This window comes from Roseovarius halophilus (ex Wu et al. 2025) (genome assembly GCF_047086965.1).
In genome coordinates this window covers 1-23,624 of the sequence record NZ_JBKOTX010000029.1, presented here as the reverse complement: position 1 = coordinate 23,624, position 23,624 = coordinate 1, and the positions used below count along the sequence as shown (strand labels likewise).

Sequence of the window (23,624 nt, the reverse complement as noted above, 5' to 3'; positions counted from 1 at the left end):
AGCCGGCGCCGCTTTCAAGCCGGCGCCGGAAAAAATCGTGCTGGTCGTCAGTGCTGCCCGCACCCGGGCTCATGCGGGCGCACGCCCTGCCGGGCCAGCGTCGTCTGACTATCCGTGATGTTCACCATGTCCAGCGGGCAGGCGTGCCGGAGGGAAAGCGCGGCGGCGACGCCCGCACCCTGTCCGGACACCGCGCAGCACGCCATGTTCCGTGTCGCGGTGTGCGCGATGCGGTCGCTCCCGGTGGCCCGTCCGGCGACGAGCGGGTTGTCACGGTTCTTGGGCAGCATCAGTATGCCGTTGCCGTCGATGAAGTCGGGGTACATGCCGCAAGCGCGGCGGACAGCCCGCCGGGCCCTGATCCAACGACAAGGACATCGGTCTCGTGGACTGCCGGGGTCTGTCGGGCTGGTTCGTAAAATCGCGCCTGCCAATACATCCGACGTGCTGGAAACGCGCGCATGTCTTTTGCTGACTGGACAGTCAAACACAATTTAAAGGGCAATGATTGCCCCCTTCCGATTAATCGCTTAGACCGCGGAAAAACCAGCCTGACCGAAGGATGAACGCCATGCGCCTGAGCCGCTACTTCCTGCCTGTCCTCAAGGAAACCCCCGCCGAGGCACAGATCGCCAGCCATAGGTTCATGCTGCGCGCGGGGATGATCAAGCAGGCCAGCGCGGGCATCTATTCTTGGCTGCCGCTCGGCTTCAAGGTACTGCGCAAGCTGGAAAACATCGTGCACGAGGAACAGGCCCGCGCCGGGCACATCGCGATCCAGATGCCGGTGCTGCAATCGGCAGACCTGTGGCGCGAGTCGGGCCGCTACGATGATTACGGCGAAGAAATGCTGCGCATGAAGGACCGCCACGATCGCGACCTGCTCTATACCCCCACGGCCGAGGAACTGGTGACGGATATTTTCCGTGCGCATGTCGGTAGTTACAAGGACCTGCCGCTGACCCTGTATCAGGTCCAGTGGAAATTCCGCGACGAGGTGCGCCCGCGTTTCGGCGTGATGCGCGGGCGCGAATTCCTGATGAAGGACGGGTACAATTTCGACCTCACGCGCGAGGACGCGATGCACGCCTACAACCGCCATCTGGTCAGCTACCTGCGCACTTACGAACGGATGGGGCTTCAGGCGATCCCGATGCGGGCCGAAAGCGGGCCGATCGGCGGGGACGATACGCATGAATTCCTTGTTCTGGCTGAAACCGGTGAGTCCGAAGTGTTCTATGACAGCGAGATCACCGACCTGCGCTTCGGCGACCGCGAGATCGATTATGACAGCGTCGCGCAATGCCAGGCCGTGCTCGAGGAATTCACCTCGCGCTATGCCCGGACAGATGACACCCATGACGAGGCGGTGTTCAAGGAACGGGTTCCCGAGACGCGGCGGCGCAATGCCCGCGGCATCGAGGTCGGCCAGATTTTCTATTTCGGCACCAAGTATTCCGAACCTATGGGCGCCACCGTTCAGGGCCGCGACGGCAAGCCGGTGCCGGTGCACATGGGCAGCCATGGTATCGGTGTCAGCCGCCTGGTCGGCGCGATCATCGAGGCCAGCCATGACGACAAGGGGATCATATGGCCCGAGGGCGTGACCCCGTTCCATGTGGGGATCGTGAACCTCAAGCAGGGTGACGCCGCCGCCGACGCGGCCTGCGAGGCAATCTACACGTCGGTCGAGGCGCTCGGGCTGGAGCCGCTGTACGACGACCGCGACGAAAGGGCAGGGGGCAAGTTTGCCACGATGGACCTGATCGGCCTGCCTTGGCGCATCACCGTCGGGCCGCGCGGGCTGAAGAACGGCGTGGTCGAATTGACAAGCCGCCGCACCGGCGAAAGCGAGGAGCTGCCCCCCGAAGAGGCGGTCAAGAAACTCGCGCAGATCTACGCGCCGCATGTCCGGCTGTTTTAAAGTGCGACCAAACCGGCGGTAGCCTTGTTCGCGTCAAGCACGGCGAAAGGCGTGCGCCCATGCGGATATCTTCACCCCAGCAGTTCGGCGACCAGTGGATTGGGGAATTTGCGGTGCAGCGTCACGGCCAGAAACGTCTCTTCCATGGACTCGAGCTTGGCCGCTTCGATCAGGGTCCCCGACGTGAGCTCGTCCTTGACGACGATCGGCGGTATCACGGCGAGCCCGGCATCTTCCCGCGCCAACAGCCTGAGCATCGCCATGTCGTCGGCCTCCGCGGCGATCTGGGGTGAAACGCTCAATTGGGAAAGCAGGGTGTCGAACGTCGCACGCAGCGCGGTTTCCGGGGTCGGCAGGATAAGCGGCTCGCCCGACAGGAGATCGGCAAGGGGCCGGTGGTGCACGGGGCCGACGCGCGCAGGTGTGCCGATAAGGCTGACAGGTTGCGCGTCGATGCGTTTGACGAGGTACTGGCTGGCGGCATCCCGTGCCGGCGCATGGTTGGTCAGAACGAGGTCGAGCGACATCGCCTCTAGATCGCGGAGGAGGTCCGGCTGGGTGCCGGATCGCACCACTACTTCGACGTCGCGCCGGCCGATCATCGGCCTGAGAAGCTGTATCTGGAAGTTGCGGGACAATGTCGACAGCGCACCGACCCGCAGTGCCCGCCGCCCGTCCCCGACCCCGCGCAAGGTTGCGGCAAGGTCATCCGCCGTCCTGAAAATCGCCTCGGCATGGTCCAACGCGATACGCCCGGCCTCGGTCAGCACGAGGCTGCGACCGCGACGTTCGAACAGGTCCTGTCCCAGAAAGGCCTCAAGGGTCTTGATTTGCGTCGAAAGTGCCGACTGCGAAAGATTGAGCGCGCGCGCCGCGCCGGTCAGCGTCCCGTCATGAGCGACAGCGCGGAACAGGCGCAGGTGGTGAAGGTTGAGGCCAGTCATAATTCGATATTATAGAACGTAAAATGAGAAAATAAATATTTTTTTTAACGCCAATTGCTCGGTATCTCCGTTCCAGTTCAACCTGAAACGGAGAAGTCCCTTGTTCTACGTACCGATGATGTTGCCCTTGGCGCCTCTCTTGCTCGTGCTGGCCGCGGCATATTACCTGTTGCGGCCGGTGGGCGGGCCGCCTCGGCGCAGCGGTCTCGCCGAGATCGTGTCGCTGGTTGCCCTCGGGATCGCGGTCACTTGCGTGGTGCATCTGGTCGCGGTGGGGCCGGCCACGCTTTCATACGGCCACGCGGGGTGGCTTTCGCTGCGTCTTGATGCGGTCAGCGCAACGATGCTGCTGCTGGTGACGTTCGTCGGCTGGATCGTGATGCGGTACGCGCGGACCTATCTCGACGGAGAGCCGCGCGAAGCGGTCTTTCACGGCCTGATGCTGGCAACGCTGGCCGCGGTGTCGCTGCTGGTCGTCTCGGGTGGTTTCGTTGTCCTTGTGATCGCTTTCATGGCGATCGGTCTTTGCCTTCGTGCCCTGCTGCTATTCTACCCCCGCCGGCCCGAAGCGCGCCGGGCGGCAACCAAGTTCACGCTCATCTGGGGGGCAAGTGATGTTGTCCTGATCGGTGCCGCCGTGCTTTTCCTCGTTGATCTGGGGACAGTTGGTTTCGCCCGTCTGGTCGACCTGGCGGGATCCGGCCTTTCGCCCGTCGGGCAGGCGGCGGTGTTTCTCCTGATGTTGGGGGCGGTCATGAAAACGGCGGTGTTCCCGCTTCACGGCTGGCTCACCGAGGTCATGGAGGCGCCGACGCCGGTTTCGGCCCTGCTGCACGCGGGCATCATCAATTCCGGCGGTTTTCTCCTGATACGGCTGGCGGATGTGGTGCAAGCGAGCGCCGGCGCGATGGCGGTCCTAGTCATGCTTGGCGGCTTCACCGCGCTTTTCGGCGCGGTCGTGATGCTTACCCAAAGTGCGATCAAGACGGCGCTTGCATGGTCGACCATCAGCCAGATGGGTTTCATGCTTCTCCAGTGCGGGCTTGGGCTCTGGCCGATCGCGCTTCTGCATATCGTTGCCCATTCGCTTTACAAGGCGCATGCCTTCCTTGCCTCGGGCAAGGCTGTCCGGGCGGTTTCGGCGATCCGGCGGCCGGGGCCGGTCGCGACGCCGAGTCCGGGAGCGGTGGCGCGGGCATTCGCGCTCGCGCTTGTGCTGCTCGGCGTCGTCGCCGTCGCCTTCGGGGTCGTGATCGGGCCGAAACCCCCGCAGGCCTATGCGCTCGGTGCGATATTGATATTCGGCGTGGCCTACCTGGTGGCACAGGGGCTGGCTGATGCCGCGCCCGCGGCGCTGACACAGCGGACGGCCGTGGCCTCCCTCGCGGCGGCATTCGGCTATTTCACGTTTCAGCTGATCGCTGTCATGCTGTGGGGCGGGCAGCTTCCGGCGCCGCCGGCACCCGGTGCGCTCGAATGGGCCATGATCATCGTGGCGCTGATTTCGTTCGGGCTGGTCGCGGTGGCGCAGTCCCTCTTTCCGTTGTGGGCGCATCACCCCGCGACGGCCGGGCTGCGGGTTCACCTTGTGAACGGGCTCTACCTCAACACGTTGCTCGACCGGCTGATCGGCGGTCTGCGGTTCGTGAAACAATCCTGAAGGAAAGGACGACCACATGTTTCTCAATCATGATCGCATCGAACCGGCCAAGGTGACCGAGCTTCGCAAAGCCGTCGAAGCGGCGGCGCGGTCCGTGCCGCCGGCCTTTCCCCTTGATGCCACCGTCGCGGTGAACCCCTTTCTGGGGCAAGCGCACGAGGATTTGGCGGTTGCGGCCGCGCGCCTCGCCCGGGTCGCCGGCACGCGGATCACCATGCCACGCGAGGAATACAGGGACCTTTTCGAAGCGGGCAGGATCACGGATGGTGATCTCGCCGATGCGCTTTTCGACAGCGCGTCACCGCTCAAGCCTGTGGATCTCGCGGCGCTCAAGGCCAAGCTTCACGTACCAAGCCCTAAGCCGCAAGCCCTGCCGACGGTCGCCGAACTTGCCGCGCTCAAGACAGGGACGGACTGGCCCGCCCTGATCCGCCGCTGCATCGGGCTGTGGGCCGCGGGACATTTCGACAGGGGGCAGGCCCTGTGGACGCCCGCGCCCGGCCGCGGTGCCTTTGCCGCATGGCGCGAATGGGCGATGCATGACCTGACCCCCGAAATCGCCGGGCTGAAGGGCTTCTGCGCGCGCGTGACCGACGCGCCGGATACGGCCGAGCGCGCCATCCAGAACGCCGCCGCCAACCTCGGTCTTGCCGGTGGAGCTGGACAAACGGCGTTTCACCGGCTGTTCATGGATCTCGGGGGATGGGCGCAACATGCGCGGTGGCTGCTCTGGCAAGCCGAACAGAACGGCGATACGGATCACGCGCTTTCGGATCTGCTGGCCATCCGGATTATCTGGGAAGATCTGCTTCTTGCACATGTTCCCGATGTCGCCAACGACTGGGCCGCGACTGTCGCGGCGCACGAGGCGCCGGTCGCGCCCACGCAGGACGACGTGATCGACGCGATCCTCCAAGACGCGCGCGAGCGTGCCTATCAGCGTGACCTGTCGAATTCCCTCGTGGCATCACAGCCGAAAAGAACCCGGCCTGCGATCCAGGCGGCCTTCTGTATTGATGTCCGTTCAGAGGTTTTCAGGCAGGCGCTCGAAAAAATGGACCCCGAGGTCGAAACGATCGGTTTTGCGGGTTTCTTCGGGCTTCCGGTCGAGCATAGGGCCCATGCATCGGACCTGCTGGAGGCGCACTTGCCCGTGCTTCTGACCCCCGCGGCGCGCGCGTCCAGCCAAGGCGACCCGGAACTTGAGCATGCGGCACGTATCAAGGCGCGTGCCGTCAGAGCCTGGGGCCGTTTCAGGCAGGCCGCCGTGTCCTCTTTCGCGTTCATCGAAGCGGCGGGCCCGGTCTACGGGGTCAAACTTGTCCGCGACGCGCTCGGGGCGGGCCCGTCCGAGAAACGGGCGGGGACCGCGCCAAGGTTCGAGAAAGCCCTTTCGCCGGAAGAGAAAGCGGAGCTTGCCGCAAAGGTCCTCAAGGCCATGAGCCTGACGCAAGATCATGCGCGGCTCGTTCTCCTGCTGGGCCACGGTGCGTCTGTGACGAACAATCCGCATGAAAGCGCCTACCAGTGTGGCGCATGCGGCGGGCATACAGGCGAAGTATCCGCGCGGCTGCTTGCATCGCTCTTGAATGACCCCGAAACGCGCGCGAATCTCGGGGATCACGGCGTGCAGCTTCCGGACGACACGCTTTTCGTGGCCGGGTTGCACGATACCACGACCGATGATGTTTCACTTTTCGCTGATAGCTGCGTGCATGATCACGCGCGCGAGCTGGAAAAGGCGCGCGACCTGCTGGCGAGGGCGGGCAAAGCCGTATCGGCCGAGCGGGCCGAACGGCTGCCGGGCGCGCAGCCCGCCCGCATGGACCGGCGCGCGCGGGACTGGGCGGAGGTGCGCCCGGAATGGGGCCTCGCGGGGTGCGCGTCCTTCATTGCCGGGCCGCGGGCGCGGACGGACGGGGTGAAACTGCACGGTCGCAGCTTCCTGCACAGCTATGATTGGCGCCAGGACGATGATTTCTCGGTCCTTGAATTGATCCTGACTGCACCCGTGGTGGTCGCAAGCTGGATCAACCTGCAATATTACGGGTCGTCGGTTGCCCCGGATGTCTTCGGCGGCGGCAACAAGTTGATTCACAACGTCACGAGCGGGATCGGCGTGGTGCAGGGAAACGGGGGGGTGCTGCGCCCCGGTCTGCCATGGCAGGCGCTGCATGATGGCGCGAAGCTCGTCCACGAGCCACTGAGGCTGTCCGTGCTCGTCGAGGCGCCGCAGGACGCGATAAGCGCGGTCCTGGACCGGAATGCGCCGGTGCGCGCGCTTTTCGATAGCGGCTGGCTCCACCTGTTCGCGCTCGAGGATGGGTGCATCGCGGCCCGCTACCGGCCGGAGCGGGGGTGGACTGCACCGCGTGTCTCGTGACGGGAAAACTTGCTGCCAAGGGCTGGAAAATGCCAACGATTTGCCTGCCGGGGTCACCTCGGCAGGCCCTTGCCGGCAAGGTTGAGCCGGCGCCTTTCCGTGCGAAGGTGTTCAGAGGCAGGCAAATTTCGCCGCGCTGGCCCGGACGAGGCGGTAGCTGCGTCGGCGCATCATTGACGCCCTGACCGGGCTGATTTAGCATCTGGTGCGATGGGGCTGCCTTCCAACGCCGGGTCGGGCACTTGGGGCCAACCCACTCCCGCCGTCAGTTCGGACTACTTGAACTGGGCCCCATCGCCCTGTCGTTTCACGAAGGACGTTCATGCCGCCGCCGTCCTGCTGCCGGCCCGGTCGCGCCTTGCGCATCTGTCCCGCTGTCAGAATGTTTCGACCGCGCGCCATCTTCAGCTCGCCGCCCCGTTCGGCCGGTGAACGTGTTCGCACCGCGCCTTGGCATGAAGCCATCCATGCCGCCAGCATTCCCGCGGCCCGGGGTAGCGGTCGGCGTAGAGTATCTCTTCCTTGCGGGGGGGTGGCGTCGATCGGCGCGCCAGCGCTGTAGGCGTCTTGGCCAGCAACATACGGTGGCTTTTCGGCGGCGCTCGTCGCCTCGGTGCTTTCCTGCATCCCAGGCGTCAATCACGGCGTCAGGGTCGGGCGCTACCGCCCGCCCGGGGTGGCGCTTGCCGCGCCACAATGCGCCGCTCTGATCGCGTACGGAGGGCAGCCGTACAACATGCGAGGCCTGATCAAATCACTTGTTCAAAAATGTCCGCAATGAACAGTACGAGACAACCGGCAACAAGACCGTGGTGTCTTCTGGGGGCACCCGACAAGAAGCGCGACGCACCGGTGAAGCTGGGCGTATAGCCCTCGGGCCAGCACGGGACGGGCTCCGCCGCCGTTGGCGCCATCGATAACTGCCAGACGCCCGAATGACCTTAGGCGCAAGCGGTCAAAAACCGTCGTCGCCTGAACCCGAACTGCTGCCGGTGCTGCTCGTGGACGTGGACCCAGTCACCATTTGTCCCGGGATCACCTGCGACCCGCTGTCCGAATCCGACGAGATACTCTCCCCTTCCAAGCTCTGCGCGTTCACATCCGTCACGACCTTGAGCACTTCGCTGAACAGCTTTTTCCGCTCAGCCTTCGTCAAACCCATCCTTGCCTCGGCAAGACAGGCCTGAAACAGGAGGTCCCGTGTCAGCAGGACGTTTGGGTTCCGCCCGCCAAGGGGTATCTCGTCGTCACCGACCCCGATCTTTAGACCTTTCGAAGAAGCACTACCGGTGAGATCGATGGTCGCATCTGCCGGTGGCCCGTAACAGACCGTGCCATCCCCGTTATTCACCACCAGCTGGGCCGTGGACGACATTAACTTGATCCCGGATGGAATCTCGCTGTCCGCTTGATGATAGACATCAGCCTCGTTGGAACACCCCGCGGCGCCAATCAAAGCTAGAACATACATTGCTTTCATACTTTTTTTCACCTCGTGCCCCGCGTCATACGATCATACCGTGAACAACCCGGAACTTGGGCGCGCACCGGGCGCCCCCAAGCTCTTAGGAAAGGCTTATTTTTTCAGATCGAAGTTGTGATGCCAGAGCGATAGTTCCACGCTCCAGGTTTTGACATGCGGGATCCCGATCGAGAGTTTGGCGGACTGGCGCATGTCGAATTTTATATGGTCATTCTCAACATGAACGTCCTTGACATAGGTGCAGATCGAAACGCCCTGACCGAAGTAATTAACGCCCTCCTGGGGAACGCATCCGTTGCTCGAAACGCCTTGATACCCGGTATCAAGGCTGAACGGGTGGGTGATCTTCAGACGCACCTCTGCCTTGGGATCCGGGGAAAATTCGGCCTTTTCGTACACCGTTCCCGCGATATCAACGTCGGGGCTGCAAACATGTTTCTTGAACAAGCCAAGATTGATTTCGGTGCATTTCTTGGTGTGCGCATGGAAATTTTGATGTGCGCTGTAATCCTGCGCCCACGCGGACCCGGCCATGGACAGGGTGGTAACAAGGGTCGCTGCCGCCAGCGATTTAATCTGCTTCATGATAGGCATGTTGTACTCCAGTTTAAGGGGATGTGCCTGACCAACTTCTTTGACGGGGCCGGCTTCGTCGAACCTGTCATAGGTCTTACCGGGGGTATCTTTGGTAACTTTTTGGGGCTTTTGTTTTCGGATATGTGAGAAAGTCGTTAACGCTTTCCAGCGATCGTGGCGGCGGCCTGATCGAGATATACCTAAAAGGCGGTGATGGCCCATGAGGGCGGTATATCATGGCGGAGTCGAGTCGCCGTCAATTCCCGAAGAGAAAGGTATATGCCAGATGACGAAGGCGACCATCACGCCGTTGCCTGATCCATCGGGATTTTCGCTCGACGCGCTGGAGCCTGACGCATGGCTTGTCGATCGCATCCGTGCGCTGCCGGGCCGCAAGAGCGTCTATACCAACGGCTCGGCCCCCTATGCCGCCCGGGCGGTCGAGAAACTTGGCCTCGGCGGGTTGTTCGATGCGCTCTACGGCGTGGAACATGCCGGGTACAGGCCCAAGCCCGAGCGCGCGGCATTCGACGCCGTGCTGTCGCGCGACGGGCTGGCCCCCTGCCGCGCGGCCATGTTCGGGGACGAGCCGCGCAACATCGCCGAACCGCATGCATTGGACATGCGCACCGTCCATGTCGCGCCCGAACGGCACGATGCCGCGCATATCCACCACCATACCGATGATCTGGGCGGCTTTCTGTCGCGGCCTGTCTGACATCGCTGTCCTGCGGCGAAATGCGCCTTTCAAAACGCGATGGCGGTGATATTTGGCGCGACGAAGACATAAGAACAGGACGGTTGATGACAAGCGCGGAACATAACCCGACGGAAAACGCGCACACCCCCCATGACGAGCCGGCCAAGGACGTCGCGGCGTGGCCGATCATTCTGGGCGTGCTGTTGTTCGTGGCCGGCTGGGGCGCCAGTATCGCGCTCTGGGGTGTGCCGGGCCTCTATATCCCGGCGCTGGCCACCGTGCCGGTGATCTGGGGGTTGTTGATCGCGGTTTCACGGGGCTGACCCAATGCCGGGCGGGCCTTGTAAAGGGATGTGACGGGTGCCGAGCACGGATTGCGACATTCTTGTTTCCGGGGGCGGGGTTGCCGGCCTGACTGCCGCCGCGGCTTTCGGCTGGGCGGGTTTTACCGTCATTTGCGTGGACCCCGCGATGCCGGTCACCGAGCGGGCGGCCGAGGGCGCGGATCTGCGCACGACGGCGTTCCTCCGGCCCTCGCGTGATCTGCTGGACAGGGTCGGACTCTGGCCGCGGCTGGACTCGCACGCGGCGCCGCTACACGTGATGCGGATCGTGGACGCGGGTGGCGAAAGCGCCGTGCCGCGCGTCGTCAAGGAGTTCGAGGCCAGCGACATCTCGGACGGGCCCTTCGGCTGGAACCTGCCCAATTGGCTCCTGCGGCGGGAGATGGTGGCGCGTCTGGACGCGCTGAATACGGTGGATTTCCGGCCCGGCGTGAGCGCCGAGACACTCTTTACCCGCACCAACGAAGCGCGCGTCGGGCTGAGCGACGGAACCCGCGTGCGCGCGCGCCTCGTGATCGCCGCCGACGGGCGCGCGTCGCCCATGCGTCAGGCCGCCGGGCTTGACGTTCATACCACCCGGTACGGACAAAAGGCGCTGGCCTTCGCCGTGACCCACCCGGTCCCCCACGACAACGTCTCGACCGAGATACACCGCAGCGGCGGCCCCTTCACCCTCGTGCCGCTGCCCGACCACGAGGGGCGCCCGTCCTCGGCCATCGTCTGGATGGAGGAGGGGCGCGAGGCGCTGCGCCTTGCCAACCTGCCCGTGGCCGAGTTCGAGGCGGCGATGAACGATCGGTCCTGCGAATTGCTGGGGCCGCTGACGCTGGCCTCGCGGCGGACAACATGGCCCATCATCAGCCAGATCGCCGCGCAGATGTGGTCGGAGCGTATCGCCCTGATCGCCGAGGCGGCGCATGTGGTGCCGCCGATCGGGGCGCAAGGGCTGAACATGTCGCTTGGCGACATCCGCGTGCTGCTCGATCTGGCCCGCGAGGCCCCGGCGCGGCTCGGGGATGCAGACATGCTCGAAACCTACCATCGTCGCCGCCACCCCGAGGTATCCCTCCGCGTGACGGGGATCGACATGCTCAACCGCGCTTCGATGGCGCGATCCCGGCCCCTGCGCGACGCGCGCGCGGCGGGGCTCGATGCGATCTATTCGCTCGGACCGGTGCGCAAGACACTGATGCAGCTAGGGCTCGGGGCGCGGGGCTGAGCCCCGCGCGCGCGCCCCGCGCGTCAGAGAACCTTGTCCAGAACGGCCTTCAGCCGCGCCTGTGTGCCTGCCACGTCATAAAGCTTGTCGAGCCCGAACAGCCCCAGACGGAAGGTACGGAACCCCTCGGGTTCGTCGCAGGCCAGAGGCACGCCGGCGGCAATCTGCATGCCCTCCGCGGCGAACGTGCTGCCGTTCTGGATGTCCGGATCATCGGTGTAGCCGACGACGACACCCGGCGCGCCGAAACCGTCGGCGGCCACCGATGCCACGCCCTTCGTGGCCAGCATCGCGCGCACGCCGTCACCGAGGGCCCATTGTGCCTCGCGCAGCCTTTTGAACCCGTAATCGCGCGTTTCCTGCATGGTATCGCGAAAGGCCCGAAGCGCATCGGTGGGCATGGTGGCGTGATAGGCGTGCCCGCCGTTCTCATAGGCCTCCATGATGGCGCGCCATTTCTTCAGATCGATGGCAAAGCTGTCTGAAACGGTCGCGTCGAGCCGCTGCAACGCCCGGTCAGACATCATCACCAGCCCGGCCGAAGGCGAGGCCGACCATCCCTTCTGCGGCGCCGAGATCAGCACGTCGACCCCGGTCTTTTCCATGTCGATCCAGGCGCAGCCCGACGCGATGCAATCAAGCACCATGAGCGCGCCGACCTCGTGGGCGGCCTCGGCCAGTTGGGCGATGTAGCCGTCGGGCAGGATCAGCCCGGCCGAGGTCTCCACGTGCGGCGCGAAAACGGCGTCGGGCTTCGACTCGCGGATCCGGGCCGTGACGTCCTCGATCGGGGCCGGGACAAAGGGCGCCTGCGCCCCGTTGGCCGACTGGCGCGCCATGCAGACCGTCGTGTCGGCGGTGAACTTGCCCGCGTCGAAAATCTGGCTCCAGCGGTACGAGAACCAGCCGTTGCGCACGATCAGCGCATGGGCGTCGTGCCCGAACTGGCGCGCCACGGCCTCCATGGCGAAGGTGCCGCCGCCGGGCACGAGCGCGACGCCCCGCGCGTTGTAGACCTCTTTCAGCATCCCGGAAATGTCGCGCATCACCTGCTGGAAGCTCTGGCTCATGTGGTTGAGCGACCGATCGGTGAAGACGACCGAGAATTCCTGCAGGCCGTCGGGGTCGATATGATCAAGTAGGGCGGACATTGGTATCTCCTCTGGTTTGACCGGTTGCTAGCGTGCCGGCGCCGGAATGGCAAATGCCCGCGCCCGGGGCTCAGCCGATGGGGCCGGGGCGGCGTTCCTCGGACAGCAGCACGTTGGCCTCCACGTCGCCCACCCCCGGCAGCATCATGATGCGCCGCCGCAATACGCGCTCGAAATCCGAGATGTCGCGCGCGACGACGCGCAGCCGGTAATCATAAAGGCCAAGGATATGTTCCACCGTCTGCACCTCGGGGATGGCCGAAACCGCGCGTTCGAAATCCCCGATGCTGACGCGGCCCTTGGTGGCCAGCTTCACGCCCAGAAAGACGGTGACGCCGAAGCCCAGCTTTTCGCGGTCGAGATCGAGCCGCCGGCCCTTGATCACGCCGCTGTCGTGAAGGCGCTTGATCCGCCGCCATGCCGCCGGCTGCGACAGTCCCAGCTTGCGGCCCAGCGTGCTGGCGCTCTGCGTGGCGTCGCGGGCCAGTTCCCGCAGGATCCGCCGGTCTGTGGTGTCAAGGTCGATCACAGCGGCAGAACCTCGTCGGACTTGATCTGCGCCACGTGCACCAGCGCCTCGATATCGGCGATATGCGGCAACGTCAGGATGGTGCTGCGATAAATCTGCTGGTAATGCGCCATGTCCCGCGCGATGACCGACAGGCGCAGGTCAACGCGGCCGAGGAACGTCTGGATCTCCAGCACCTCCGGCGCGTCGCGCGCGGCCGCGAGGAATTCGTCGAAGGCACGCGGCTGCGTCTTGTCCAGCGTTATGCGCAGGCTCACCTCGACCTCGTAGCCGAGTGCGCGCCAGTCGATCACGGCACGGTTGGCGCGGATGATGCCGGCGGCCGTCATCTTCTCCAGCCGCCGGGCGCAGGTGGCCGGTGTCACGCCGGCCAGCTCGGCCAGATCGGCGGGGCCGAGCGCCGCGTCGTGCTGGTAGTGGCGCAGGATGCGCCTGTCGGTTTCATCAAGCATGATTTTTTCATACATCAGTAAATCACGAATGAAAATTAAGAAAAAATCGGGTTTAATCCGATCTTTGCGCCTCTTTTTGCCGGATGCGCCGTATCCTGACGCGGATCACCAAGCAAGGGAGACAGACATGCGCGTCTATTACGATCGCGATTGCGATATCAATCTCATCAAGGACAAGAAGGTGGCGATCCTCGGCTACGGCAGCCAGGGCCACGCCCACGCGCTGAACCTGCGCGACTCGGGCGCCAAGAACGTCGTCGTGGCGCTGCGCGAAGGCTCTGCATCGGCCAAGAAGGCCGAAGGCGAAGGCCTGAAGGTCATGGAGATTTCCGAGGCGGCCGCTTGGTGCGATCTGATGATGTTCACCATGCCCGACGAACTGCAGGCCGAGACCTACCGCAAGTACGTGCATGACCACATCAAGCCCGGCGCGGCCATCGCCTTTGCCCACGGGCTCAACATCCATTTCGGGCTGATCGAACCCAAGGAAGGGGTCGATGTCGTCATGATGGCGCCCAAGGGGCCGGGCCACACCGTGCGCGGCGAATACGTCAAGGGTGGCGGCGTGCCCTGCCTCGTGGCCGTACACACCGATGCGACGGGCAAGGCGCTGGAAACCGGGCTGTCCTATTGCGCGGCCATCGGCGGTGGCCGCTCCGGCATCATCGAGACGTCCTTCCGCGAGGAATGTGAAACCGACCTCTTCGGGGAGCAGGCGGTGCTGTGCGGCGGGATGGTCGAGCTCATCCGCATGGGCTTCGAGACGCTGGTCGAGGCGGGCTATGCCCCCGAAATGGCCTATTTCGAATGCCTGCACGAGGTGAAGCTGATCGTTGACCTGATATACGAGGGCGGCATCGCCAACATGAACTACTCGATCTCAAACACCGCCGAGTACGGCGAATACGTCTCGGGGCCGCGCGTGCTGCCCTACGAGCGGACGAAGAAGGAAATGAAGGCGATCCTGAACGACATCCAGTCCGGTGCCTTCGTGCGTGACTTCATGCAGGAAAACGCCGTCGGCCAGCCGTTCTTCAAGGGCACGCGCCGCATGAACGACGCCCACCAGATCGAAGCGGTCGGCGAGAAACTGCGCGGCATGATGCCCTGGATTTCCGCGGGCAAGATGGTGGACAAGGAAAAGAACTGATCCATCCTCCCCGTGAACGGCGCAGGCGCGGCCGCTCGGCGGGCGCGCCTGTCGCGTTCCGGGGATACAGCAAAGGACATCCGCCATGAGCCGAACCCAGACCGCCGCCGCCCCCGCCACGCCGGGCCTGACGGAATGGTTGCTGATCATGACGCTCGGGTTCCTATGGGGGGCGTCCTTCATGGGGGCCAAGGTCGCACTGGCCGATTTCGGCCCGCTGGTGCTGGCCGCGGGACGGATCGCGCTGGCTGCCGCGGTTCTCGTGGCGGCGATCATGGCAACCGGGCGCCGCCTGCCGGGGCTGCGCGGCGGGCATGACCGGCGCGTCTGGCTTTTCTGCCTCGGGATGGGTGTGTTTTCCAATGCCTTGCCCTTCTTCCTGCTCAACTGGGCCCAGCAGAGCGTCGCGTCGGCCTTCGCCGGGATGACGATGGCAAGCGTGCCGCTGTTCGTGCTCCCGCTGGCCCATCTTTTCGTCCCCGGCGAACGGATCGGCCCGGTCAAGCTCGTGGGGTTCGTCACCGGGTTCATCGGGGTTCTTTTGCTGATCGGCCCGCGCGAGCTGTTGCAGCTCGAAGCCGGCGGCTGGACGCTCACGCTGGCGCGGCTGGCCTGCGTGGGCGCGGCGAGCTGCTATGCCATCGGATCGGTCGTCACGCGGCGCGCGCCGCCGGTTGACAGGCTGGTATTCGGGGCCGGCGCGCTCCTCTGCGCCACCGTGGTGATCGCCCCCGTGGCGCTGTGGCTGGAAGACTGGCCCGACACGGTGTCGCTGATGCCGGCCCTGGGGTTCGTCTATCTCGGGCTGGGGCCGACCGCGCTGGCGACGCTCATCCTCGTGCGGGTCATCCGCACAGCCGGCCCGAGCTTCCTGAGCCTGACGAATTATGTCGTGCCGCTGTGGTCCATCGGCCTCGGCACGGTCTTCATGGGCGAGACGTTGCCGCCGCTTTTCCTTGCCGGTTTCCTGCTGATCATGGCCGGTCTGGCCGTCAGCCAGTGGCGCGTGATCCTGCGGCGCTGAAACCGGCCCCGGCCACTTGGCCCAGCGTGGCGGCCTGCCACAGGCGCAGCGCCTCGGCGGTTTCCCGCACGTCGTGGATGCGCAGCATCTGGACCCCCTGCGCAACCCCGTGCAGCGCCACGGCAATCGACCCCGGGGCGCGCTGCCGCGCGGCCTCTGTGCCGCCTATGGTGCCGATGAACCGCTTGCGCGAGGCGCCCAGCAACACCGGGCAGCCCAGCCCGTGAAACAGCGCAAGGTTCTGCAAAAGCGTCAGGTTGTGCTCCAGCGTCTTGCCGAAGCCGATGCCGGGATCGACGATGATCTGATCGCGCGCGATGCCCGCGACCTCCAGCGCCGTGACCCGTTCCGACAGGTAATCGTAGATGTCGAGCGCCACGTTGTCATAGCGCGGATCGATTTGCATGATCTCGGGCGTGCCCTGCGCGTGCATGACACAGACGGGCAGGCCCGTCTCGGCGCAAAAGGGCGCGAGTTCCGGATCGAACGTGAACCCGGCCACGTCGTTGACAAGGTCCGCGCCGGCCGCGTGGGCGGCCCGCGCCACCGCGGCCTTGCGGGTGTCTATCGAAAGCGGCGCGTCGTTTCCCGCGCGGATCGCCTCGATCACGGGGGCGGTCCGGTCGATCTCTTCCTGCACCGGGATTTCCCGCGCGCCGGGGCGGGTGGATTCGCCGCCCACGTCGATCATGTCGGCCCCGCTTTCGATCATGGCGGCGCTGTGAGACAGGGCGGTATCTGGGTCGAAATGCTCCCCCCCGTCGGAAAAGCTGTCGGGCGTGACGTTCAGGATGCCCATCAGGCGCGGCCTGTCGAAGCCCAGCCCGGCGATCGGCGCGCGCGGGGCCGTCAGGCGGTCGCGCATCCCGGCCGGCAACTCGGACGCGGGCCGCAGGCGCGGCGGCGCGTCCCGGCGCAATTCCTCGACCGTGTCGAACCAGCACAAGCCCCCAGCCAGCGGCAACGCGTCATCGGGCCGGGCGTGATCGGATCGCGGAACGGGGCGGTAATAAACGGTCATGCTGTCATCCTGTCGCGGCAGTGAAAGGCGGGTCCGGGCCGGACCGGTCGCAACCGTCCAGATACAGCCCCGTCACCGGATGTCAAAGCCGGGTGCGCCCCGCGACGGTATCAAAGCCCGCTTTGCGCCACGTCCTGTATCAGCACGGGCACGGGCGCGTCCCGTGGCGGCCGTTCGCCGATCACCAGCAGGTCGGACGCCTCGATGTGGCCCGCGAACCAACCGGCCAGCGCGACCGGGTCGTCCGGGCCCGTGGTGGGGCCGTCCACGGCGTCCAGCACGATCTTCGACGGGGCCCAGACGCTGATCTGCCCGTTCTTCATGGCCCAGTCCAGCTCGGTCCGGGTGTTGACCACGACGCAGCGGTCGTCGCGCCCGGCAAGCACCCACGCGTTCTGTTCCAGCGCCAGCAGGTCCACCCGGCGCTGCGTCATCCTGTGGCCGGTTGACGGGGCCGTCCCCTCGGGATGCCCCACGCAGAGGATCACCGGCTCGGCCCGCGCCTCCAGTTGGTCCAGCCACCGCGCGAGGTTCGGCGACCGTATCGCCGTGTTGGTCAGGTAAACGAGGTGGGGATGCGGTGTCGTGGCCCCGTGATGCGCCACCGGCGTCGTCTTGAGGTCATCGACCGACCGGACGATCTCCACCCCGAGCGCCCCGGGGCCGCGGTCCAGTTTCTCGATGCGCACGAACGTCCGGCCGGCCTGCGGTTCCCAGAGGATGCGTTCGGCGATGCGCTCGGCCAGTGTCTCCAGAAGGTTGAGCCGTTCCTCGGCCAGTTCGGCGCCGATCGCCTCGGTCACCTTGTCATAGCTCAGGATGCGGTCCACGTCATCATCCAGCGGGTCCGACACCGGGCGCACCTCGACCACGACATTGAAACAGATGCGCTGCGTCGTGCCACGCTCGGCCTGAAAGGCCCCGATCTCGACCTCGACGACATGGTCCCGCACCGAAATGCGGTCCAGTGGTCCGTCGGGCGCCGTCGCGTCGGCACGGGCGGCGGGGTGCTCGAAGGCAAGGCGGATTTCATTCGACATGGGGGCGCGCTCCCGTGGCTTCACTGGCCGCGGCGTAGCATGGCCCGCGAACGCGGGGAAAGGGTGAATGCGACAGGAACCGGCAGGTTGGCGGCAGCCGCCCTTTTCGCGTGGTGGAAACGAAGCAGGCCCCGGCGCGTCCCGGGGCCTGTAATCAGCATCGTGGTTGAACGCCGTTCAGTGCGCCGGCTGCTTGTCCCAGTCTTCCTGCTTGGGAAGCTGCTCGAACGTGTGTTCCGGCGGCGGCGAGGGCAGCGTCCACTCCAGCGTGTCGGCATACTCGTTCCAGTAATTCGCCTCGGTCACCCGTGCGCCGCGCAGCAGCGCGTAGATCACGACCCCGAAGAAGAACACGAAGCTCGCGAAGGAGATGAACGCCCCGATCGACGACCACCAGTTCCAGAGCGCGAACGCCTCGGGATAGTCGATGTACCGGCGCGGCATCCCCTGACGGCCCAGGAAGTGCTGCGGGAAGAACGTTAGGTTGGCCCCCACGAACATCGCCCAGAAGTGCAGCTTGCCGGCCCATTCGGGGTACTGGCGCCCGGTCATCTTGCCGAAGTAGAAGTAGATGCCGGCAAAGATGGCAAAGACGGCGCCGAGGCTCATCACGTAGTGGAAGTGTGCAACCACGTAATAGGTGTCGTGATACGCCCGGTCCACGCCCGCCTGGCTGAGCACCACGCCGGTCACGCCGCCGACAGTGAACAGGAAGAGGAAGCCGAAGGCCCAGAGCATTGGCGTCTTGAACTCGATCGAGCCACCCCACATCGTCGCGATCCAGCTGAACACCTTGACCCCGGTGGGCACCGCGATGACCATCGTGGCCAGCATGAAATAGGATTGTTGCGTCAGGCTCATGCCGACGGTGTACATGTGGTGCGCCCACACGACGAAGCCGAGGAACCCGATCGCGATCAGCGCCCAGACCATCGGCAAGTAGCCGAAGATCGGCTTGCGGCTGAAGGTGGCGATGACGTGGCTGATGATGCCGAACCCGGGCAGGATGATGATATAGACCTCCGGGTGGCCGAAGAACCACAGGATGTGCTGGTACAGAACCGGGTCACCGCCGCCGGCCGGGTCGAAGAAGGTCGTCCCGAAATTCCGGTCGGTCAGCAGCATGGTGATCGCCCCGGCCAGCACCGGCAGCGCCAGCAGGATCAACCAAGCGGTGACGAAGATCGACCATGCGAACAACGGAACCTTGAACAGCGTCATGCCGGGGGCGCGCATGTTCAGGAAGGTGGTGATCATGTTGATCGCGCCGAGGATCGACGAGGCGCCCGAGACGTGCACCGCGAAGATCGCCAGATCCATGGAGAAGCCCTGCTCGGTGGTCGAGAGCGGCGGATACATCACCCAGCCGACGCCCGAGCCGAGCTGCCCGTTGCCGCCCGGCGCCAGAAGCGATGCGACACCCAGCGACGTCCCGGCCACGTACAACCAGAAGCTGAGGTTGTTCATCCGCGGGAACGCCATGTCCGGTGCGCCGATCTGCAGGGGCATGAAATAGTTGCCGAAGCCCCCGAACAATGCCGGAATGACGACAAAGAACATCATCAGCACGCCGTGATACGTGATCATCACATTCCACAGGTGCCCGTTCGGGGTGCATTCGCCCGCCGCGGCGGCGGTGAAACGCGCTCCCTCGAGGCACATGTACTGCACGCCCGGTTCCATCAGTTCCATCCGCATGTAAACGGTGAACAGAACCGCGATCAGCCCGACGATCGCCGAGGTGACGAGGTACAGGATACCGATATCCTTGTGATTTGTTGACATGAACCACCGGGTGAAAAACCCGCGGTGCTCCTCGTGTTCATGGCCGTGAATGGCTGCGTCTGCCATTTTGTGCCTCCTGCTGGTGAAACCCTGACGGACGACTCGGCATGCCGGCCTCCGCCTCATGTATTCAGGTTCTAGAATGCCGCCCGTGCCGGGGCAATGCGCGACTTTGACATATGTCAAAGAATTTTGTCGCACCCCGGCAGGCGGGACCGGCGCGAATTTGCCGGCCGGTCCCGAGGGATGATCCGGTCAGGACAGGATCAGTCCGAAAACGTCGCGAGGTAGGCGGCCACGTCCTCGCTGCCCTTGCGCATCTTGAAGGTCATCTTGGACCGCCCCCCGAGGAAGCCGCTGGGATCCTTGGAATATTCCGCGAGGTTCTGTTCGTCCCACACGAGGCCGTCTGCCCCGGCCGAGGCCAGCGCGTCGGAATAATTGTAATCCTCGACGGACCCGGCCGTGCGGCCGATCACGCCGTACAGGTTGGGCCCGACGCGCCCGCCGCGCACGATGGTTTCATCCGCGGAAGCGATCATGTGGCATGCCTTGCACTGGCGGAACGCCTTTTTACCCTTGTCGGCATCCCCGGCGGCAAAGGCCGGCGCGGCCAGCGTCAGAAGGGCGGCAGTAGTCAGAAAGGTTTTCATGTGTCACCTCGTGGTTGGGAAAGCGGGTTCGCGCGTCAGAGCGTCAGTCATAACCCGCCAAGGCCACCGCGCAACGGGCAATTTATCGCAGGCTCGCTTGATCGGGTCGGGTCTTGTCCGAACATGGGCGTCGTGAACGAGTTGGCCACGAAACGTCTTGCCCCCGAGACGATGCTGAGTTGTATTGACGTTGTATTGACAGAGACTGGGAAACAGAAAGCAAATCTGGATGCGATTGATTGGGCGATACGCGATACTTTGGCTGCTTGCGTGGTTGCCGGCGCAGGGGATTGCCGAGGATGCACGCTGAGCCGACTTCCTGACGAAGACGTTCCAATCCACCCATACAGCCGACGAGATACGGGCCTGCCTGCAATCGGGGCATGCGGTGAACGCGCGTGACGATGCCGGCAATACGGCCCTGCACCTGGCCGCCGCCCATGCGCCCAGTGCCGCCGTGACGCGGGTGCTTTTGCGCGCCGGCGCCGACCCCGACCTCAAGAACGCCGCGAACCGCACGCCCATGCACATGGCCGCAGCGCATTCGAGCGATCCGGCGCAGATCGCGACGCTTGCGATCTGGGGCGCGGAGGTGAACAAGGGCTCGATCGAGGATGAATGCTGGTCCGGTCAATGCATGACCACGCCGCTGCACCTTGCCGTGCGACGACCCGGGGCGGTGGACGTGGTCGCGGCCCTGCTGGCCGCCGGCGCAACGGCCGACATTTACGCGGGCGAAGATCTGGCGGATATTTCGGACGACCTGACGGAAGACAGATATTTGTTGCCGCTGCACCTCGCCGCGCGACATGCCGGTGTCGACTCCGTTGTCACGCTTCTCCAGGCAGGGGCCGAGGCGAACGCCGCCGACAATGGGCGCAGGGCGCGCAGCGCGTTGCATTATGCGTCCGTCCGCAAGGGCGGCGCGCTCGATCTCGTGCAGGCGCTTCTTGACGCCGGAGCCTCGGCCGATGCGGCGGATTTCGAGGACACCACGCCGCTGATACTGGCCGCCAGCCATGCCACTGACCCCGAGGTGTTCGCGCGGTTGCTGGACGCCGCCGAGGAACCGTTCGCGGAAAACGAGCGCGGCCTGACGGCAAAGATTGCCTTCGATGCCAACCCGGCGCTGGAGCGCGACGATGCCTACTGGGCCTTGCACGCGGTATGCAACGAATGAAATGGCTCTGGCGCGGTCTTGGTGTCCTGCGGCGCGGCCTCGTTCTCGTGGTCCTGCTGGTGATGCTGGCGTTCAACGTGGCCAGCTTTGCCGTCGAGGGGTTGAACGGCGTGATGAGCGGTGTCGCCGAGGCCGTGGTCGGGCATTCCGTGGTTGCGGAACTGAAGGCGGATAAAAAGAAACTGATCGACAAAATGGACAATGCGACCCGGCGTATCGCGCGGCGCGCCATTCGGGGGGTGGGGCGCAATGTCGCCGCGTTGCCGATGGAGGTGATCCCCGTCGCCGGCGCCGCGACGGTGGTGGCGGTGACAGCGATCGACGTCAAGCAAGCCTGCGCCACCGCGCGCGACATGCAGGAACTGCGCACCGGCAGCGGCATCGACACGGAGCCGAAGGACTGGACCGCGCAGGTCTGCGGGGTGTTCACCAGCCCTGCGGTGCCCGCAGTGTGCGACATGACGATTGATGAGTGCCGCGACCATGCAAGCGAGGTGCGCGCTGACCTGGGCGACGACATGGGCGCGCAGATCGACCGGCAATGCGATGCCCTGAGCAAGCCCGACCCGGAGATTTGCCGCGAGCCTGACCCGGACGATGGGCCGACCACCCCGCTGCCGGAGCCTTGATGGGCGGCTCAGCCCGCGGGGAAGGCCTCGCCGAACGTCCGCCTCAGCGCCACGTCCACGTCGGCCATCGTCACGGGCAGGCCGAGATCCACAAGGCTCGTGACCCCGTGCTCCGCAATGCCGCAGGGCACGATGCCGGTGAAATGCGACAAGTCCGGCTCGACGTTGATCGACAGCCCGTGAAAGCTGACCCATTTCCGCAGGCGGATGCCGATCGCCGCGATCTTGTCCTCGGGCGGGATGCCCGCCGCGGTCAGCGGCTTGTCATGGCGCGGCACCCAGACACCCACGCGCCCCTCGCGGATCTCGCCGCGCAGGTTGAACTCGTCCAGTGTGGCGATCACCCATGCCTCGAGGCGCTGCACGAACTGCCGCACGTCGCGCCCCCGCCGCCCCACGTCGAGCATCACGTAGGCCACGCGCTGACCGGGGCCGTGATACGTGTATTGCCCGCCGCGCTTCGACGGGTAGACCGGGAAGCGGTCGGGGTCGGTCAGGTCCGCCGGGTTGGCCGAGGTGCCGGCGGTGTAAAGCGGGGGATGTTCCAGCAGCCAGATCGCCTCGGGCGCCGTTCCGGCCGCGATTCGCGCCGCGCGCGCCTCCATGGTATCGACCGCGGCCTCGTAGCCGACAAGCCCGGGGGAGACATGCCATTGCACCGCGTGCCGACCCGGTGTTTCGTCCGGTTCCGGAAGCAAGTCTTCTGCTGGCAAGTCCACCATAATCCTGACCGTTGTTCTGATCGCGAAAGCAACGGTAAAACGCATACGCAAACCGACCGCCGACTTCAAAGGCTTTCGCCGCGGGCCGCGGCCGCGGTCTGCCCGGCGAAGTTCCGAAAGCTGCAAGAAAGCCCTTCACATCCCCGCAGGCGGTTGCTATACGCCCGCCACTACCTGATCACGTGCGGTCGTGGCGGAATTGGTAGACGCGCAGCGTTGAGGTCGCTGTGGGGTAAAACCCGTGGAAGTTCGAGTCTTCTCGACCGCACCAAAACATCCCCCCAATCTATTGATAATACGTGATAATTCAACACGGCTATGGTGGCCGCCCCACAATGCGCCCCCGTTTTGTCGACGCTGATCTTGTTCGCATGATTACCGCATCATCCAAAATCCCGCATAGCTCCATGATTGCTAACGATGGATGCAAGACAGGCGGTGACAAGCGATTCAGGCACACAAAGAAAAATAGTCAATCCATTGGCTGAAACTACTGTCTGCAGGCCGCCTGCTTAATTGCTCTATTTGCAGGTAAATTACTAGGGGGAGGTTGTTGGTTGAGTGTTGTACGAAGGGCTGTAACGTGTAACCGGCGAAGTCTGAAAAGTCGCGACATTTCCGGGATTCGACTGCAATAGCCCTTGGTTGCGACGGCCAGTTTGAGCTTCATCCGAGACAAGCGGGAAGAACCTAGACGAGATTGCCGTGACCTGCCCTGCGAGGCGTAAAGCAGGTCACGATGTTCTTGATAAATTTCTTGGCGCAGATGCGTTTCACTGGCTAAACGCGCGCCCGGAGTGTGTTCTGTGCAGAACTCGGCTTAACCAAACTGGAAATCATCCAGCGTCAGGTCGGCCGCCGCGACGTTCTCGATCGTGACGATATGCCCGTCCACGGTCAGCTGCGCGCCGTCGGCGGTGTCGGTGATGTTCAGTGCGTCAAGGAATCCCTGCAAGCCGTTGCCGCCATTGTCGATGTTGGGCGTGCCGTCCAGCGTGCTGACCGTGCGGATCAGGAAGCCGTCGGTGCCGTCCTCGAAATCGGTGATGACATCG

At 64.7% G+C, this 23,624-nt stretch carries 21 protein-coding genes, 1 tRNA gene and 2 pseudogenes; 11 read left to right on the top strand and 13 right to left on the bottom strand.

What is annotated here, in order from left to right; all coding sequences use genetic code 11:
• Positions 1-47 precede the first annotated feature (47 nt).
• Positions 48-326 carry an FAD-dependent oxidoreductase gene (locus ACH107_RS08330; protein ID WP_412505426.1) on the bottom strand — a complete coding sequence of 93 codons (279 nt, stop codon included), beginning with the start codon at positions 324-326 and terminating at the stop codon, positions 48-50.
• 245 nt (positions 327-571) lie between these two features.
• Here ACH107_RS08330 and proS point away from each other — a divergent pair, with 245 nt between their 5' ends.
• Entirely contained in the window at positions 572-1,924 is a 1,353-nt protein-coding gene (gene proS / locus ACH107_RS08325; RefSeq protein WP_412505425.1) for a proline--tRNA ligase, read from the top strand.
• 71 nt (positions 1,925-1,995) lie between these two features.
• Here the strand turns inward: proS and ACH107_RS08320 are convergent, their stop codons facing one another.
• Positions 1,996-2,868: a LysR family transcriptional regulator gene (locus ACH107_RS08320; RefSeq protein ID WP_412505424.1), complete on the bottom strand. Its 873-nt coding sequence runs from the start codon at positions 2,866-2,868 to the stop codon at positions 1,996-1,998.
• A 115-nt stretch (positions 2,869-2,983) separates the two neighbouring features.
• Here ACH107_RS08320 and ACH107_RS08315 point away from each other — a divergent pair, with 115 nt between their 5' ends.
• Together ACH107_RS08315 and ACH107_RS08310 are read left to right on the top strand one after the other, a co-directional pair.
• Positions 2,984-4,528 (top strand): proton-conducting transporter membrane subunit, encoded by a 1,545-nt coding sequence (locus tag ACH107_RS08315; protein WP_412505444.1) that lies wholly within the window; start codon positions 2,984-2,986, stop codon positions 4,526-4,528.
• A 16-nt stretch (positions 4,529-4,544) separates the two neighbouring features.
• Positions 4,545-6,911, top strand: coding sequence for a YbcC family protein (locus tag ACH107_RS08310; protein WP_412505423.1), 2,367 nt, complete (start codon positions 4,545-4,547; stop codon positions 6,909-6,911).
• Between the two features lie 955 nt (positions 6,912-7,866).
• On the opposite strand, the gene ACH107_RS08305 is transcribed toward ACH107_RS08310, so the two are convergent.
• Together ACH107_RS08305 and ACH107_RS08300 are read right to left on the bottom strand one after the other, a co-directional pair.
• Positions 7,867-8,403: a hypothetical protein gene (locus ACH107_RS08305; protein WP_412505422.1), complete on the bottom strand. Its 537-nt coding sequence runs from the start codon at positions 8,401-8,403 to the stop codon at positions 7,867-7,869.
• Between the two features lie 84 nt (positions 8,404-8,487).
• Positions 8,488-9,192, bottom strand: a complete 705-nt coding sequence (locus ACH107_RS08300; RefSeq protein ID WP_412505421.1) for a hypothetical protein — start codon at positions 9,190-9,192, stop codon at positions 8,488-8,490.
• Positions 9,193-9,301: 109 nt separating this feature from the next.
• Between ACH107_RS08300 and ACH107_RS08295 the strand changes: the two are divergent.
• The 3 genes and pseudogenes from ACH107_RS08295 to ACH107_RS08285 all read left to right on the top strand — a co-directional run.
• Positions 9,302-9,688 (top strand): annotated as a pseudogene (locus tag ACH107_RS08295) (HAD hydrolase-like protein); the annotation flags it as partial.
• 86 nt (positions 9,689-9,774) lie between these two features.
• Positions 9,775-9,993, top strand: a complete 219-nt coding sequence (locus tag ACH107_RS08290) for a hypothetical protein (protein WP_412505420.1) — start codon at positions 9,775-9,777, stop codon at positions 9,991-9,993.
• A 37-nt stretch (positions 9,994-10,030) separates the two neighbouring features.
• The gene (locus tag ACH107_RS08285; RefSeq protein WP_412505419.1) at positions 10,031-11,233 is read left to right on the top strand and encodes a UbiH/UbiF family hydroxylase; all 1,203 of its coding nucleotides are present in this window, start codon (positions 10,031-10,033) and stop codon (positions 11,231-11,233) included.
• 23 nt (positions 11,234-11,256) lie between these two features.
• Here the strand turns inward: ACH107_RS08285 and ACH107_RS08280 are convergent, their stop codons facing one another.
• From ACH107_RS08280 to ACH107_RS08270, 3 genes are all read right to left on the bottom strand, one after another.
• The gene (locus ACH107_RS08280) at positions 11,257-12,384 is read right to left on the bottom strand and encodes an aminotransferase class V-fold PLP-dependent enzyme (protein WP_412505418.1); all 1,128 of its coding nucleotides are present in this window, start codon (positions 12,382-12,384) and stop codon (positions 11,257-11,259) included.
• A gap of 70 nt (positions 12,385-12,454) precedes the next feature.
• Positions 12,455-12,913 (bottom strand): Lrp/AsnC family transcriptional regulator, encoded by a 459-nt coding sequence (locus ACH107_RS08275; protein ID WP_412505417.1) that lies wholly within the window; start codon positions 12,911-12,913, stop codon positions 12,455-12,457.
• Positions 12,910-13,365, bottom strand: coding sequence for an Lrp/AsnC family transcriptional regulator (locus tag ACH107_RS08270; protein WP_412505416.1), 456 nt, complete (start codon positions 13,363-13,365; stop codon positions 12,910-12,912). The genes ACH107_RS08275 and ACH107_RS08270 overlap by 4 nt, the downstream gene beginning before the upstream one ends.
• Here ACH107_RS08270 and ilvC point away from each other — a divergent pair.
• On the top strand, positions 13,340-14,515 hold the full coding sequence (gene ilvC, locus ACH107_RS08265) for a ketol-acid reductoisomerase (protein ID WP_412505415.1): 1,176 nt from the start codon (positions 13,340-13,342) through the stop codon (positions 14,513-14,515). The genes ACH107_RS08270 and ilvC overlap by 26 nt on opposite strands.
• 85 nt (positions 14,516-14,600) lie before the next feature.
• Positions 14,601-15,539 (top strand): DMT family transporter, encoded by a 939-nt coding sequence (locus ACH107_RS08260; RefSeq protein WP_412505414.1) that lies wholly within the window; start codon positions 14,601-14,603, stop codon positions 15,537-15,539.
• Here the strand turns inward: ACH107_RS08260 and folP are convergent.
• The 4 genes from folP to ACH107_RS08240 all read right to left on the bottom strand — a co-directional run bounded on the left by folP (position 15,508) and on the right by ACH107_RS08240 (position 20,038).
• Entirely contained in the window at positions 15,508-16,560 is a 1,053-nt protein-coding gene (gene folP / locus ACH107_RS08255; protein WP_412505413.1) for a dihydropteroate synthase, read from the bottom strand. The two genes, ACH107_RS08260 and folP, sit on opposite strands and share 32 nt — an antisense overlap.
• A 110-nt stretch (positions 16,561-16,670) precedes the next feature.
• Positions 16,671-17,600 carry a dihydroneopterin aldolase gene (locus ACH107_RS08250; protein ID WP_412505412.1) on the bottom strand — a complete coding sequence of 310 codons (930 nt, stop codon included), beginning with the start codon at positions 17,598-17,600 and terminating at the stop codon, positions 16,671-16,673.
• Positions 17,601-17,777: 177 nt separating this feature from the next.
• A complete protein-coding gene (gene ctaD, locus ACH107_RS08245; RefSeq protein ID WP_412505411.1) occupies positions 17,778-19,451 on the bottom strand; it encodes a cytochrome c oxidase subunit I in 1,674 nt (557 codons plus the stop codon).
• A 200-nt stretch (positions 19,452-19,651) separates the two neighbouring features.
• On the bottom strand, positions 19,652-20,038 hold the full coding sequence (locus ACH107_RS08240; RefSeq protein WP_412505410.1) for a c-type cytochrome: 387 nt from the start codon (positions 20,036-20,038) through the stop codon (positions 19,652-19,654).
• A 319-nt stretch (positions 20,039-20,357) separates the two neighbouring features.
• Here ACH107_RS08240 and ACH107_RS08235 point away from each other — a divergent pair, with 319 nt between their 5' ends.
• Both ACH107_RS08235 and ACH107_RS08230 read left to right on the top strand, forming a co-directional pair.
• Positions 20,358-21,218 (top strand): ankyrin repeat domain-containing protein, encoded by an 861-nt coding sequence (locus ACH107_RS08235; RefSeq protein ID WP_412505443.1) that lies wholly within the window; start codon positions 20,358-20,360, stop codon positions 21,216-21,218.
• Positions 21,215-21,847, top strand: coding sequence for a hypothetical protein (locus ACH107_RS08230; RefSeq protein ID WP_412505409.1), 633 nt, complete (start codon positions 21,215-21,217; stop codon positions 21,845-21,847). The genes ACH107_RS08235 and ACH107_RS08230 overlap by 4 nt, the downstream gene beginning before the upstream one ends.
• Before the next feature lie 8 nt (positions 21,848-21,855).
• Here ACH107_RS08230 and lipB read toward each other — a convergent pair whose 3' ends face one another.
• Entirely contained in the window at positions 21,856-22,545 is a 690-nt protein-coding gene (lipB, locus tag ACH107_RS08225) for a lipoyl(octanoyl) transferase LipB (RefSeq protein ID WP_412505408.1), read from the bottom strand.
• A gap of 208 nt (positions 22,546-22,753) precedes the next feature.
• On the opposite strand from lipB, the gene ACH107_RS08220 reads away from it, so the two are divergent.
• Positions 22,754-22,840: transfer RNA gene (locus tag ACH107_RS08220), tRNA-Leu, on the top strand.
• 549 nt (positions 22,841-23,389) lie between these two features.
• Here ACH107_RS08220 and ACH107_RS08215 read toward each other — a convergent pair.
• Positions 23,390-23,624, bottom strand: a pseudogene (locus ACH107_RS08215) (hypothetical protein); the annotation flags it as partial.

Bases quoted from the DNA above. Each gene is read 5' to 3' on its own strand.
- ACH107_RS08330 (WP_412505426.1), bottom strand. From the start codon at position 326: ATGTACCCCGACTTCATCGACGGCAACGGCATACTGATGCTGCCCAAG.
- ACH107_RS08315 (WP_412505444.1), top strand. From the start codon at position 2,984: ATGATGTTGCCCTTGGCGCCTCTCTTGCTCGTGCTGGCCGCGGCATAT.
- ctaD (WP_412505411.1), bottom strand. From the start codon at position 19,451: ATGGCAGACGCAGCCATTCACGGCCATGAACACGAGGAGCACCGCGGG.
- ACH107_RS08310 (WP_412505423.1), top strand. From the start codon at position 4,545: ATGTTTCTCAATCATGATCGCATCGAACCGGCCAAGGTGACCGAGCTT.
- ACH107_RS08290 (WP_412505420.1), top strand. From the start codon at position 9,775: ATGACAAGCGCGGAACATAACCCGACGGAAAACGCGCACACCCCCCAT.
- ACH107_RS08320 (WP_412505424.1), bottom strand. From the start codon at position 2,868: ATGACTGGCCTCAACCTTCACCACCTGCGCCTGTTCCGCGCTGTCGCT.
- ACH107_RS08300 (WP_412505421.1), bottom strand. From the start codon at position 9,192: ATGGGCCATCACCGCCTTTTAGGTATATCTCGATCAGGCCGCCGCCAC.
- ACH107_RS08270 (WP_412505416.1), bottom strand. From the start codon at position 13,365: ATGCTTGATGAAACCGACAGGCGCATCCTGCGCCACTACCAGCACGAC.
- ACH107_RS08280 (WP_412505418.1), bottom strand. From the start codon at position 12,384: ATGTCCGCCCTACTTGATCATATCGACCCCGACGGCCTGCAGGAATTC.
- folP (WP_412505413.1), bottom strand. From the start codon at position 16,560: ATGACCGTTTATTACCGCCCCGTTCCGCGATCCGATCACGCCCGGCCC.
- ACH107_RS08250 (WP_412505412.1), bottom strand. From the start codon at position 17,600: ATGTCGAATGAAATCCGCCTTGCCTTCGAGCACCCCGCCGCCCGTGCC.
- ilvC (WP_412505415.1), top strand. From the start codon at position 13,340: ATGCGCCTGTCGGTTTCATCAAGCATGATTTTTTCATACATCAGTAAA.
- ACH107_RS08240 (WP_412505410.1), bottom strand. From the start codon at position 20,038: ATGAAAACCTTTCTGACTACTGCCGCCCTTCTGACGCTGGCCGCGCCG.
- ACH107_RS08230 (WP_412505409.1), top strand. From the start codon at position 21,215: ATGAAATGGCTCTGGCGCGGTCTTGGTGTCCTGCGGCGCGGCCTCGTT.
- ACH107_RS08260 (WP_412505414.1), top strand. From the start codon at position 14,601: ATGAGCCGAACCCAGACCGCCGCCGCCCCCGCCACGCCGGGCCTGACG.
- proS (WP_412505425.1), top strand. From the start codon at position 572: ATGCGCCTGAGCCGCTACTTCCTGCCTGTCCTCAAGGAAACCCCCGCC.